This window comes from Methylobacterium sp. E-005 (assembly GCF_022829725.1).
Lineage (GTDB): Bacteria > Pseudomonadota > Alphaproteobacteria > Rhizobiales > Beijerinckiaceae > Methylobacterium.
Map to the genome: position 1 here is coordinate 43019 of NZ_JAKSYG010000073.1, position 13201 is coordinate 56219.

Sequence of the window (13201 nt, forward strand, 5' to 3'; positions counted from 1 at the left end):
TTTCAGGCCGGTCGCCGGGGGGCGGTCCGCGCCATGAGAGTTGAGAGGGACGAACCATGCGGCTCCTGATGATCGGGCGGCTCAATGGCGAGCTGATCACCGCCTCCAAGATCGCCATGCAGCGCGGCGCCTCCGTGACGCAGGCCGATGCCGTGCCGCAGGGCCTCAACGTGCTGCGCGCCCGCGGCGCCGATCTGATCATGATCGACGTGGCGCTGCCGATCGCCGGACTGGTCGCGGCGCTGGAGGCGGAGCGGATCCGCACCCCGGTGGTCGCCTGCGGCGTCTCGGCGGACGCCTCGGCCGCCGTGGCGGCGATCCGGGCCGGCGCGAAGGAGTACATCCCGCTCCCGCCGGATCCCGAGATGATCGCCGCCGTGCTGGAGGCGGTGGCCACCGACCGCGCCGCCTTCGTGTGGCGCGACCCGTCGATGGAGCGGGTGGTCAAGCTCGCCGAGCAGGTCGCCCGTTCGGAGGCCTCGGTGCTGATCACCGGGGAGAGCGGCACCGGCAAGGAGGTGCTGGCCCGTCACGTCCACCAGAAGTCCAACCGGGCCGGCAAGCCCTTCGTCTCGGTGAACTGCGCGGCGATCCCCGAGGCCCTGCTGGAATCCGAGCTGTTCGGCCACGAGAAGGGCGCGTTCACCGGCGCGGTCGCGCGGCGCATCGGCCGGTTCGAGGAGGCCAATGGCGGCACGCTGCTGCTGGACGAGATCTCCGAGATGGATGTGCGCCTGCAGGCCAAGCTGCTGCGCGCCCTTCAGGAGCGGGTGATCGACCGGGTCGGCGGCACCGCGCCGGTGCGGGTCGACATCCGGGTGCTCGCCACCTCCAACCGCAACCTCGCCGAAGAGGTCCGTAAGGGCACGTTCCGCGAGGACCTGTTCTACCGGCTCAACGTCGTGGCCCTGAAGCTGCCGCCCCTGCGCGAGCGGCCGGCCGACATCCTGGAACTCGCGGCGCATTTCGCGAAGAAATACGCCGCGGTGAACGGCGTGCCGGCCCGCCCGCTCTCGGCCGAGTCACGCGCGCTGGTGCTGAAGAACCCCTGGCGCGGCAACGTCCGCGAGCTGGAGAACACCCTTCACCGGGCGGTCCTGCTCGCCTCGGGCGACACGATCGGACCCGAGGCCCTCCTGTCTCCGGACGGCGAGGCGATCGCCATGGAGGGCCCGGCGATGCGCGCCGTGCAGGCGGCCGAAGCCGCGACCCGCGGACTGGTTGGCCGGACCGTGGCGCAGGTGGAGTGTGACCTGATCCTCGACACGCTGGACCATTGCCTGGGCAACCGCACCCATGCGGCCAAGATCCTCGGCATCTCGATCCGCACCCTGCGCAACAAGCTCAACGAGTACGTCTCGGCGGGCCTCGACGTCGCCGAGCCCGGGAGCATGCGGGCGGGCGTCGCCTGCGGGTGATGCCGTCTTCTCGGAACGCGGCGCGGATCCCCTTGCCCGGGCGCACGCCCAGTTCAGGCAACGACGCCGACGCGGGCTCCTCCCGTAAGGGGGAGGGGAAATGCGCCTTTCCTTGAAGGTGGTGTGAGGCGAAGGCAAACGGACAATCGGGTAGCCTGCATGCGCATCGGCGCGACCGCTGTATCCCCGTGATCCGTTTCAGCCGTGCCTGCGCCCTACCGATTTCCGCCCTTCGCCGCCCGGTCGGCCTCGTTCTGGGCGGCGAAGGCCGCGTCGAGCTTGCGCAGCGATGCGTAGCGGGCGACATCGCCCTCGACGTCGCGGATCGTCTCCTCGACGAGGTGGCGCTGAAGCGCGACGCGGGGGTCGTTGGGCGGCAGGGCCTCCCGTTCCTGCAGGCGGAGCACGGCCTGCCGGACCACGGTGTAGACCGCCTCGCGCTCCTCCCGGGTCATCGACGGCTGAATCGCCTTCGCGACGAGATCGGAGAAATCCGACATGGACCCTTGGTCTTCGCTCTTCCACCGGCGCCGGAACCGCCCGACAGCCCCCTCTACAGACCGCGTGGCGCGGGATCCAGAGCCCGCGTGGGGGCCGCCTACATCCTTTGGTCGCGGATGCCGGCGATCAAGAGCGAGGACGAACTCCAGAGAACACAGAAGCAGAAGAACGCGACCAGCAGCGTGTGGCCCCGCTCGGGGTAGAGGCTGTCCGTCGGCAGGACCGGCGGGACGAAGGTCGCCAGGAAGATATGCTGCTTGCTGGCCGCCACGCGGGCGCGGTCGAGGAGCAGGTGGGCCGATTCCTCGAGCTTCTCGGCGATGGTCCGCTCGACGAGGAGACCCTCGTACTGCAACAGGGCCTCGGTCAGGTTCGGCCCGCCCGCGACGGCACCGCTATTCGTCATCTCGTCCTGCAGCGTCTTCATCTGTTGGTCGATGGCCGCGATGTTGGCGACCAGCGTCTGGATCGAGCGCGAGCGCTCGTCGAGGGTCGAGCTGCGCAGCACCTGAAGATCGTTCTCCGCCTTGAGCTTCTCCTTCCGGAGAATCGTCAGGGTGGTCAGCGTCCCCTCGGCGGACTTGACCGGATCGATCACCCCCCACTGGTTGCGGAAAGCCTGCAGGGCGAGATGCGCCTTGCTCAAACGATCCTGCGCGGTCTTGGCGTCGGCCTCGGCCTGGACGACCATGTCGGCCTGCGCGCGCTTCGAGATGTTGTTGATGAGCGTTTCGGAGCGCGCCACCACCTCCCGGGCGATGGTCAGGGCGTCCTCGGGCGTGAAGGCCCGGACCGACAGGCGGATCACGCCCGAGATCGAATCGATATGCGCGTCGACGTGCTTGCGCCAGTACTGGGTCAGATCCTCGATCGGGTCGCGCGGATCGAAGCGCGTCCAGAAATCGGCTTCCTGGCGGGAGAACATCTTGGACAGGCCGATGCTCTTCTCGAGCGATTCCACCATCGATTGGCTGTTGATGTAGTCGCGGACGATGAAGCTGTCCTGGCTGTTATGCTTCTGGATCAGATTCGTGTACTGGCCGAGCGAGATCTGCTCCATCGGCTCGACGTTGCCGCGGACGGTGAACTGAGCCTCGGCGACGTACTGGTTCGATGCGAATCCGAACAGGTACAGCGCGACCACGAGGGTCGGCAGCAGGACGAACAGGCTGACCCGGCGGATGACCCGCGCCCCGTAGGTCGACGTGTCCTCCTGGCGCGGGCGCAGGCCCGGCAGACGTGTCCAGTCCAGCCGCTGGCGAATCGCGGCCGCCAGGGCCTGGGTGCCGCGCTTCTCCGGAACCGGCCGGACCGTCTCGGCGCTCCGCCGCAGCTCGGTCATCGTCGAGGCGGCGAACGTTACGATCTCGCCTTCGCGCGCATCGTCCTTGACCTTGACGTCGTCGTCGAAGCTCATCCGCTCATTGTTCCTGGGTCTGCGCCGGTTCCGCCGAGGCGGCGCCGGCCGAAAGGCGGCCCGTACGCGGTTCCGGAATCCCGTTCTTTTAGGCCCTTTTTATGGCACCCGCGGAGACGCCCGGGCCTGTCCCGGGGCCCGCGGCGACGGGCGAGGTACCAGCCCGCACCATGACGCCCTAGAGTCTCTGGATGATGACAGAGCAAAACGCCGCCCGCGACACGGAGCGCCGCCCCTCCGAGCGGGCGGCCAGTCGGTCTGCCAAGACCAAGCTGACCGAGGTCGTGGTCGTCTGTGCCAAATGCGCCAAGCGGCAGGGCCTGCGCCCGCGGGCCGTGCGCGCGCTGCTGAAGAAGGCCGGGAAACAGGCCACCAGGGACGCGGCAGGCGGACGGAGAAAGCTCTGCGTCGTCGAGTCGGGATGCCTCGGCCCCTGCCCGAAGCGCGCCATCGCGGTCGCGACCGGGGCGAGCCTCGCGGCCGGCCGGGTTATCCTGCTCGATCCCGGGGCCGAGCCCGCGGCGGCCCTCGCGGCCGTCCTCCATCCCGTTCCGTCGCGCCGTCCGCCCCCCGAATTCGGCCCCAATACCGCTCTAGCGCCGGTATCGCCCGACGAATCGCCGCCGCCCCCCTGATCGGCATAACCTGGAGCTGCTCTTGCCCGCCTCCCGACGCGTAACGCGCGTGCCGCAGCCGTGACGGGGGAACGCCCATCCGGGAAGCGCCGGGTCGTCCGCGCCCTCGTGCGCCGCCTGCCGCTGCTCGGGACGCTGATCGGGCTCGGCTTCGCGATCTGGCTGGTGGCGACCAACGATCTCCAGGCCGTGGCGACGGCCTTCGGGCGGATCGGCGTCGCGGGCTTCGTCGGGGTCACGCTGGTGCGGACACTCGTGCTGGTGGTGTGCGGCATCGCCTGGGCCCGCATCCTCGACGGGCTGTCGCCGGCGCCGGCCTCCGCCTGCCTGATCCTGCGCTTCGTGCGCGAGGGCATCAACGTCCTGCTGCCGGTCGCCTCGGTGGGCGGCGAGGTTCTGGGCGCGCGGCTTCTCACCTTCTGGGGCGTCGCCGGCTCCCTGGCCGCCGCCTCCGTGCTCGCCGACCTGCTGTTCCAGGTCGGGACGCTGGCCCTGTTCGCCGGCCTCGGGGCCGGCCTCCTGAGCCGGATCGAAGGCGCGCAGGCGGCCGAACTCGCCGACTGGACCCTGCGCACCCTGGCGGTGGCGGCGCTCGCGGTGGCGGCGTTCTTCGCGCTGCAGCGGACCGGGATCGTGCGGCACATCGAGGACCGGATCGCCGCCCTCGGCCGGCGCTTCGTGCGGGAGACCGAGGCGCGCCCCGAGCCGGGCCAGCGCATCCAGGGCGCGCTGGACGCCATCTGGGCGCCCGGGCGGCGGGGCCGGCTCGCCCAGTCCATCCTCCTGCACGCGCTGGCCTGGCTCCTCGGCGCCACCGAGATCCTGGTCGTGCTCACCTGCATCGGGGTCGACCGGGTCGGGCTCACCGACATCCTGGTGATCGAGTCGCTGAGCCAAGCCATCAAGGCCGCCGCCTTCCTGGTGCCGAGCGGGCTCGGCGTGCAGGAGGGCGGGCTCGTGCTGGTCTGCGGCCTGTTCGGCATCGATGCCGGGACGGCCATCGCCCTGTCCCTCGCCCGCCGGGTGCCCGACGTGGTGCTCGGCCTGCCGTCGCTCCTCGTCTGGCAGAACCTCGAAGCGCGCCGCGAGGGCGTGCGCCCCGCCGCGCCGACCTGCGACCGCCCGTGAACCCAACGCCCGCCGTACCCGACACCCCGACGCGCTCCACTTCGAGGCGCAACCGCCGGCGCCTGGGTCTGATGGCGATCCCGGCCCTCGCGTTGCTCGTCGCCTCGCCGGCCCTCGCCCAGAGCGTCACCCTCGACCTCGGCGCGGGCGGCACCACCGAGCGGGCGCTCCAGCTCGTCGCGCTGATCACCGTGCTGGCGGTCGCCCCCTCGGTCCTGGTGATGGCCACCGCCTTCACCCGGATCGTCGTGGTGCTCTCGCTGCTGCGCTCCGCGCTCGGCACCCAGACGGCGCCGCCGACCGCGGTGCTGGTCAGCCTCGCCCTGTTCCTGACCGCCTTCGTGATGGCGCCGACCGGCCGCGCCGCCTACAGCGCGGGGATCGAGCCCCTGATCGCCGGGCGGATCACGCAGGCCCAGGCCTTCGAGCGCGCCTCGGCGCCGTTCAAGACCTTCATGCTGAAGAACGTCCGCGAGAAGGACCTCAAGCTGTTCCTCGACCTCGCCAAGGTGCCGGCGCCGAAGGGGCCCGAGGATGTCGGGCTCGAGATCGTGACCCCGGCCTTCATGATCTCGGAGCTGCGGCGCGCCTTCGAGATCGGCTTCCTGCTGTTCATCCCGTTCCTGATCATCGACCTCGTAGTCGCCTCGGTGCTGATGGCGATCGGCATGATGATGCTGCCGCCCGCCACGGTCTCCCTGCCGTTCAAGCTGATCTTCTTCGTTCTGGTCGATGGGTGGACGCTGGTGGCGGGCTCGCTGGTGCAGAGCTACGGGAGCTGACCGAGGCGGTCCGTGGTCAGGCCTCGACCATTCGGGGGCCGCTCATCCCGGCGGCGTGCCGGGGGTCTCGGCGTTGCTCTGCCGGTCGCCACCCTGCGGCTCGGAACCGGCCTCGTCGGCGGGCTTGGCCTTCCCCCGTTCGGGTACGGCGGACTCCGGATAGCGCTTGCGGTACTCGGCGAGGAAGGCCGACAGCGTGTCGGCCTTGGTGGCCTGGGCCGCCACCGCGCGGAAGCCTGGGGCACGGGTCGGATTCGTCCCCGTGAGCAGCGCGAAGGTGCGCGCGTCGGGGCTCGCCGCCATGGATTCCGAGAACTTCGCCTTGAGCCGCTCCAGGCCGATCGCCTCGGCCGCAAGGTTGTAGGCGATCGCGGCGCGTATGGCATCGGCCCGGGACGCCGCGTCGAGCGGCTGGCCGGAGCGCCACGCCTCGCCGAGCAGCGCCTCGTGCGTCTCGCCGGCCTCGCGCCAGCGGCGGGCGCCCCAGTAGATGTCGGCCCGCAGGCGCTCGATATCCGGCCCGCTCTCCTCCTCGATCGTCTCCAGGGCGAGATCGGTGCGGGTCAGGTCCGACAGGGCGCGGGCGCGGATCAGGTTCCGGGCGCGCTTCAGATCGCCCGGCAGTTCGGGCATCTCGGTGGCGTCGAGGACCTTCAGCGCCTGCAGTGGCTTGTCGTCCATCAGCCGCACCGTGGCGAGCCGCGTCGCGACCGCCGACCGGGCTGGACCGGTCAGCCGGTTGTCGATCTGGTACTGGAGGAGGTCGGCGGCGGGATCGAGGAGATCGAGGCTTACGAGGCGGTCGGCCAGCCGGCGCACCACCTCGTCGCCGCGCCGCCCGATCGGGCTCATCTCGCGGAAATCGAAGAACAAGGCCACGGCTTCGACCCCCGACAGGGTCTCCCCTTTGTCGGTGAGATACAGACTCTCGAAGGCGGCCTGCGCCTCGCGGGAGAGCGGCTCCGAGGCGGGGGCGCTGGGTGCGAAGGCATTGGCCCGGCGCACCGCCGTGAAGGCCTGGCGCCAGCGGCCGGCCGCGAGATCGAGCCGGGCCAGGCCCGCCGTGATGGCTTCCTCAATCGGGCCGCCGTGCCAGGTCAGGGCGAGCCGTTCCAGGCGCTCGGTGGCGGCCTCCGGCGTCAGCCGGCCGGCGGACCGGGCGAGCAACGTGCCGCGCAGGGTCGCCTCCACGGAGACCGGACGGACCGCTGCCGCCTCCAGGCGGGCATAGGCGTCCAGCGCCGCCTCGACCTGACCGGTCGCCTCGGAGACGCGGGCGCGGACCAGGGCCAACCGGTCACGGACCCAGGTGGGCAGGTCGCGGGCCCCCTCGGCGCGGGCGGCGGCCGTTTCGGCATCACCGGTCTCGATCGCTGATTCGGCCGCGGTCGCGCGGATCGTCTGCGCCAGATCCGTGGGGTATTCATGGGCGAGCGGCAGGACCTTGAGGAAGCCGGTCTCGGCCGCCTTCCAGTCCCCCGTGCCGGCCGAGGCCATCGCCCGCCACAGGGCGGCTTCCGGATTCCCGGCGAGGATCGGGGCGGACAAGGCCTTCTGCGCGTCGGCGTTGCGCCCCATCCGCACCAGCGTGAGGCCGCGCAGCAGGGCCGTGTTGCGCTGGCCGGCCAGCAGCGGATCGTCGGCGGCCGCCGCTTCGATCGCCGCGAGCGCTTCCGGCTCGAGACCATTGGCGAGATAGGTTTTGGCGAGGGCGAGCCGCGCCGGGCCGCGATCGGCCGGGTTCGCGGCGGCGGCGGCCTCGAGGGCCGCGCGTATGGTGTCGCGCACGTTTCCCGACCGCGCCCGGTTCCAGGCCTCGGGCGTGATGACGAGATCCCCCGGCTCGGCCAGGGCGACCTCGGCCTGCCGCACGCTCGCCGAGGTGGCGAGGCCGCCCGCCCGGCCGATCGTCACCGTATCGAGGTCGGGCCGCACCGCAAGATCGTCGGCGCTGGCCAGCACCGCGAGACCATGCCGGCTCGGCAGGATCTCGAAATCGACGAACCGCCGGTTCTTCGGATTGCCGACCGGCCGCTGGGCGGCCGAGGTGACCACGGCGATGCGCTCGCCGTCGAGGTCGAGCCACGTCGCCGAGCCCGGCCGGGGCAGGCCGAGGGAGACCGCGACGCGACCCGAACCATCGGGTTTGCGCACGGGATCGATCGTGTCGCTCGGGCTCAGGGTGTCGCCCGCCGAGAGTTCCCAGCCGACTCCGCCCCCCGTCGAGACCGCGTTGAGGTCGACCAAGCGGCCCTGGGGGACTGCGAAGCGCAGGACCGTGAGCGGCCCGGTCCGGGTGGGGCCGCCCACCGGCACGAAGCCCTGATGAGCGGACGGCACCGTGACCGGCTCGGCGGACTCGAAGGCGAGCGTGACCACACCACCGCGCTCGAACAGCACGGCCGGCGGCAGGGCGTGGAACGGGAAGACCAGGCCGGACCCGGCCGCGCGCATCGGGGACGGCGCGGTCGGACGCTCCGCAACGGGCGGCGCCTCAGCCGGGGCTGGCGCGGCGGGGGGGACAGAGGCCGTCGGCGCGGCGGCGACCGGTGCCGGCGCCGACGGCCCCGGGATTGGTATGGCGGCGCTGGCGGGTTGTGCCGGCTTGCGCCGGACGACATCCAGGAGGAAGGCCTCGTCCTCGCGTTCCGAGCCGATCTGGAAGCCGTCCTCGGGGGTGACCAGCAGGCTGGCCGAAGTCGCATCGGTCTCGGTCGCCAGCTTGGCGATGCCGGGCCGGGGACGTCCGCGCGTCCCGGCCGGATCGATGGTCCAGGGGCCGACGACCCGCAGGCGCGTCGCGTTGCCCTCCGTGGTGAGGGTCGTGACGGCCTCCGCGGGCAGACGCAGCGACAGGCGCGTCAGCGTGGGGAGGAGCGCGAGTTCCAGGGACAGGGGCTTGCGTACCGGCTCTGGGATGCGGGCCCTGAGTGCTTCCTCGGCGGCGCGGGCGCGGCGGGCAAGCTCGGCCACCACCTCGGGCGGCAGCGGCGGCGGCAATCCGGCCCAGCCCTCCGGCAGCAGATCCACGAAGACCCGCTCGCCCGCCATCTGCAGGTTGACCCGGTAGGGCCGCTGCAGGGCGACCCGCAGCGCGGTTCCGTCCGGGTCGCGCCGGACGCTCGACACGTAGGCGGGCATCTCGTCGGCCAGCCGCTCGGGCCCCTGCGCGACGCGCTCGCCATAGCCGAGGAGCAGCACGCCGCCGGCGAGCTTCGCCTTGACGGCGACGGGCTTGTCGAAGGTGAGCACGATACGGCCGTAGCCGCCGGGACCGGTTCCGGTCTCAGCGCCCTTGGCGCCCATCAGCCTGGCGGCCAACGCCGGATCGACCGCGGCCAACAGGGCGAGCACCGGGAGCGACGCGCGCAGCAGCCACTGCCCGAGCCCCTGACCGATCCGGGGACGCCCGTCCTCCGATCCCATCGCCTCGCCGATCCGATCCCGGCGCGCGGCACCGGTGGGGCCGCGGCGCGCGGCGCCACATATCGCGGCCATCCTGGGGCGGGGCCACTAACGCGGCCTTAACTGTAAACCGCAAATCGGCGGGATCGCCGTGCGTCAGCCGCTCAGCGCGACGGCGCGGTCGAGGGCCTGGGTGAATCCCGCCAGCGGAACCGTGATCGTGGCGTCATCGCTGCTGCCGGATTTGTGGCCGATCACGAACAGCGTCTTGGCGGTCCGCATGCCGTCGAGGGCGAGTGCCGGGAAGCTGATCGGCACGAAGCAGCCGTCCGGCCCGCAGGCGGTGTAGGGCGCGCCCTTGCCGAGGGTCTGCTCATCCAGCTTGAAGGTGATGCCCGGCTCGATCGAGAGGCCGAAGGGCATCATCACGATCCCCTCGGCGCGGCCATCCTTCGGCGTCTGAAGTTCGATGCCGAACTTGCGCCGGCCCGTCTGCGAATCGCCCTGCGCCTGGGCGATGATGCAGGTGATCGTCTCGCCCGGATGCGTGCAGGTCATCGACCAGTCGCCGTAGCTCTCGGTCACCATGCTGGCGCCTGGGGGCCACGCGGCATGGGCCGGCGCCGCTGCGGCGGCCGCCGGCGCGGGGTCCGCGGCCACGGGCTTGGCCGCAGGCTTCGGGGCGACAGGCTTGGGCTTGGGCTTGGGCCGGGCCTTGGGCAGCGCCTCAGCCGGGGCGGCCTCCGGCTCGGCATCCTGGGCCCGCGGTGTCGCCAGCGGGAGGGCAAGCAACACCGTGACGGTCAGGCTGGAGCGCAGGAGCGCGCGAATCGTCGGCATGGAATCAACAACCCCCGGAGCCATGGAACGGCAGAGCCGCCTAAAGCCCAAGCGGGGATGACGCAATTGCGCCGACGGGCCGAGGCCAGACCCTCAGAGCGGGTTCGGGCCGCCGGCGGCGCGGGCCAGGGCGCAGCGGCGCGCGAAGGACGCTTCGGCGCCCGTGCGGACGGCGCGGGCGCAGGCGAACACCAGGGTGAGGAAGCCAGGATCGCGGTCCGCGGTCTCGGTGACCGGGCCGGGGATCCGGGAGGCAATGAGAGCGAGCATGACGGACTCCAACGGGCGGTGGTCTCGGACGCTTCCGGAGATCCCTAGCTTGGCGCTCATCTCGGCCGCCTTGTTGCACCGCAATATGAGAGCCGCGACCGACGCTGGCCACAGGGCACGGCGCGGATGCATCATGCATCCAGCTCATGGCGTGGGACATGGCGCGTCAACGTTGTGTTTACAACTCGATGCAGCGGATGGTTGACCGGGCCCGGGTGAGCCGCCATTGAGCCGCTTTCGGCGATGCTCCATCGGCTGCGCCGCGGCGCATGCGTCGACCTGTCGCCGCAGTGTCACATGCGCGCCATAACCCGCCCGCTGGCCAGACCGCGCGGACGCCCACGCATCCGCCAGACCCAAGGATATCCTGAATGACCGATCAGCCGACCCGTCACCCGATCCATGGCCGCATCAGCGGTCCCATCGTGATGATCGGCTTCGGCTCGATCGGCCGGGGCACGCTGCCCCTGATCGAGCGCCATTTCACGTACGACAAGGCCCGCTTCACGGTGATCGACCCGGTCGACACCCACCGGGCGCTCGCCAAGAAGCACGGCCTGCGCTTCGAGAAGGTGGCGCTGACACCCGAGAACTATCGCGATGTCCTCACCCCGCTTCTCACCGAGGGCGGTGGCCAGGGGTTCTGCGTGAACCTCTCGGTGGACACCTCGTCGCGCGCCATCCTGGAACTCTGCCGCGAGCTCGGCGCCCTCTACATCGACACGGTGGCGGAGCCATGGCCGGGCTTCTACTTCGACAAGACCAAGAGCCAGGGTGACCGCACCAACTACGCGCTGCGCCAGGACATCCTCGACGCCCGCGCCCAGAAGCCCGGCGGCCCCACCGCGGTCTCGTGCTGCGGCGCCAATCCCGGCATGGTCTCGTGGTTCGTGAAGCAGGCGCTGCTCAACATCGCGCAGGATACCGGCCTGCAGCGGCCCGAGCCCCAGACCAAGGCCGAGTGGGCCGCGCTGATGAAGGATCTGGGCGTGAAGGGCGTCCACATCGCCGAGCGGGACACGCAGCGCGCCAAGACCCCGAAGCCGCGCGGCGTCTTCGTCAACACGTGGTCGGTGGAGGGCTTCGTCTCCGAGGGGAACCAGCCGGCCGAACTCGGCTGGGGCACGCACGAGACCTGGAAGCCCGCCAATGCCCGCGAGCAGGAGAAGGGCTCGCGCTGCGCCATCTACCTGCTGCAGCCGGGCGCCGACACCCGGGTGCGCACCTGGGTGCCGACCGCCGGCTCGCAGTTCGGCTTCCTCGTGACCCACAACGAGGCGGTCTCGATCGCGGACTACTACACGGTGCAGGAGGGCGGACAGGCGGTGTTCCGGCCGACCTGCCACTACGCCTACCATCCGGCCGACGACGCGGTGCTGTCGCTCCACGAGATGTTCGGCAAGGCCGCCAAGGTGCAGGAGCAGCACCACATTCTCGACGAGACCGAGATCGTGGACGGCATCGACGAGCTCGGCGTGCTCGTCTACGGCCACGAGAAGAACGCCTACTGGTACGGCTCGCAGCTCTCCATCGAGGAGACCCGGCGGATCGCCCCCTACCAGAACGCCACCGGCCTGCAGGTGACCTCGGCGGTGCTCGCCGGCATGGTCTGGGCGCTGGAGAACCCCGAGGCCGGCATCGTCGAGGCCGACGAGATGGATTTCCGCCGCTGCCTGGAGGTCCAGACCCCGTATCTCGGCCCGGTGGTCGGCGTGTACACGGACTGGACGCCGCTCACCGACCGTCCCGGCCTGTTCCCGGAGGACATCGACACCAGCGATCCGTGGCAGTTCCGGAACGTGCTGGTCCACGGCTGAGGGCAGAGGCCCTTCTCCTTGCCCGGGAGGAGGGCCACCGAAACCGGCCTATTCCGCCTGACGCCGCGTCACCAACGTGCGGTTCGGCTCGACCTCACTCGCGTCCTGATAGAGCGGCACGATCGCCCGCAGCCAGCCGCGGATCTCGCGCCCGCCGTAGTTGCGCTCGACGACGTCCCGAGTGAGGTAGGCCTGCAGGTTCACCGGGCCGAAATTGTACCCGACGAGGCCGCCCACTGCGATCTGCCCCTGCGGCCGGTGGCTTCCCACCCCCGTGGGCAGATCGCTCGACCCATAGGCGACCGCCCCGACCTGCCACTTGCCGAACTTTCGCGTCATCGTGAGATCGAGGTTCAGGTAGTCCGGATAGAGGGTCCCGGAGGGCGAGCGCGTGTCGAGGAAGACGCCGTAGAGCAGGTTCGCGGTCAGGTTCCAGTCCTGCCCGGTGTAGCTCGCCGCGTAGCGGTGGGTCAGCGAGGCCGACTGGGTCAGGAAGCGCGTCTGGATCGGCAGATAGCCGCCGAACAGATAGCTCACGCCGACATCGCCGCCGAGATCCCAGGCAAGCTGCGCGGCCAGGAGCTGCTGGCCGATGCCGCTCTGATAAGCCGCCCCCTGGCTGCTCGCCGCCGTGACCGGCTGCGTGAAGAAGAACTGGAGCCGGGCGCCCGCCACGTCCCAGGGCGTCGCCCAGGCGAGCGTCGGCAGGTTGACGTTGGTCGAGGAGTCGCGGGGGCGCGTACTGCGCGTGCCGAAGCTCGACAGGTTGACGAAGTAGAGCCCGACCGGAAGCTGCGCCCCGACCGGCAGCCCCACCGTCTGTCCGGGCTGCGCCGCCGAGCCGGCCTGCACCGGGCGGGCGCCGGACGCGATCACGATGGTGAGCGCCGCCCCGAGGGTGCGTGACGTCAAACGGTATGCGGCCATCGAGAATCCCGATTGCGGGCCCCGACAGCCGGGGCCGATCAGGATGGGACGGACGCCGCGC

The 13201-nt window shown here is 71.2% G+C and carries 11 protein-coding genes; 5 read left to right on the forward strand and 6 right to left on the reverse strand.

What is annotated here, in order from left to right; genetic code table 11:
* Positions 1–56 precede the first annotated feature (56 nt).
* A complete protein-coding gene (locus tag MKK88_RS07800) occupies positions 57–1418 on the forward strand; it encodes a sigma-54 interaction domain-containing protein (protein WP_243998519.1) in 1362 nt (453 codons plus the stop codon).
* Positions 1419–1633: 215 nt separating this feature from the next.
* Here the strand turns inward: MKK88_RS07800 and MKK88_RS07805 are convergent, their stop codons facing one another.
* Both MKK88_RS07805 and MKK88_RS07810 read right to left on the reverse strand, forming a co-directional pair.
* Positions 1634–1918, reverse strand: a complete 285-nt coding sequence (locus MKK88_RS07805) for a hypothetical protein (RefSeq protein WP_243998521.1) — start codon at positions 1916–1918, stop codon at positions 1634–1636.
* A gap of 98 nt (positions 1919–2016) precedes the next feature.
* Positions 2017–3336: a capsule biosynthesis protein gene (locus MKK88_RS07810; RefSeq protein ID WP_243998523.1), complete on the reverse strand. Its 1320-nt coding sequence runs from the start codon at positions 3334–3336 to the stop codon at positions 2017–2019.
* Positions 3337–3527: 191 nt separating this feature from the next.
* Between MKK88_RS07810 and MKK88_RS07815 the strand changes: the two genes are divergently transcribed.
* From MKK88_RS07815 to fliP, 3 genes are all read left to right on the forward strand, one after another.
* Entirely contained in the window at positions 3528–3971 is a 444-nt protein-coding gene (locus tag MKK88_RS07815; RefSeq protein WP_243998524.1) for a hypothetical protein, read from the forward strand.
* 60 nt (positions 3972–4031) lie between these two features.
* Positions 4032–5099, forward strand: a complete 1068-nt coding sequence (locus tag MKK88_RS07820; protein WP_243998527.1) for a flippase-like domain-containing protein — start codon at positions 4032–4034, stop codon at positions 5097–5099.
* Between the two features lie 71 nt (positions 5100–5170).
* Entirely contained in the window at positions 5171–5881 is a 711-nt protein-coding gene (gene fliP, locus MKK88_RS07825; RefSeq protein ID WP_243998529.1) for a flagellar type III secretion system pore protein FliP, read from the forward strand.
* A gap of 42 nt (positions 5882–5923) precedes the next feature.
* Here the strand turns inward: fliP and MKK88_RS07830 are convergent, their stop codons facing one another.
* The 3 genes from MKK88_RS07830 to MKK88_RS07840 form a co-directional block, all read right to left on the reverse strand.
* Positions 5924–9307: a hypothetical protein gene (locus tag MKK88_RS07830; RefSeq protein WP_243998531.1), complete on the reverse strand. Its 3384-nt coding sequence runs from the start codon at positions 9305–9307 to the stop codon at positions 5924–5926.
* Between the two features lie 135 nt (positions 9308–9442).
* Positions 9443–10126 carry an invasion associated locus B family protein gene (locus MKK88_RS07835; protein WP_243998532.1) on the reverse strand — a complete coding sequence of 228 codons (684 nt, stop codon included), beginning with the start codon at positions 10124–10126 and terminating at the stop codon, positions 9443–9445.
* A gap of 93 nt (positions 10127–10219) precedes the next feature.
* Positions 10220–10396: a hypothetical protein gene (locus MKK88_RS07840; protein WP_243998534.1), complete on the reverse strand. Its 177-nt coding sequence runs from the start codon at positions 10394–10396 to the stop codon at positions 10220–10222.
* Positions 10397–10767: 371 nt separating this feature from the next.
* On the opposite strand from MKK88_RS07840, the gene MKK88_RS07845 reads away from it, so the two are divergent.
* On the forward strand, positions 10768–12213 hold the full coding sequence (locus MKK88_RS07845) for a homospermidine synthase (protein WP_243998536.1): 1446 nt from the start codon (positions 10768–10770) through the stop codon (positions 12211–12213).
* 48 nt (positions 12214–12261) lie between these two features.
* Here the strand turns inward: MKK88_RS07845 and MKK88_RS07850 are convergent, their stop codons facing one another.
* Positions 12262–13140: a transporter gene (locus MKK88_RS07850; protein ID WP_243998538.1), complete on the reverse strand. Its 879-nt coding sequence runs from the start codon at positions 13138–13140 to the stop codon at positions 12262–12264.
* Positions 13141–13201: the final 61 nt, after the last annotated feature.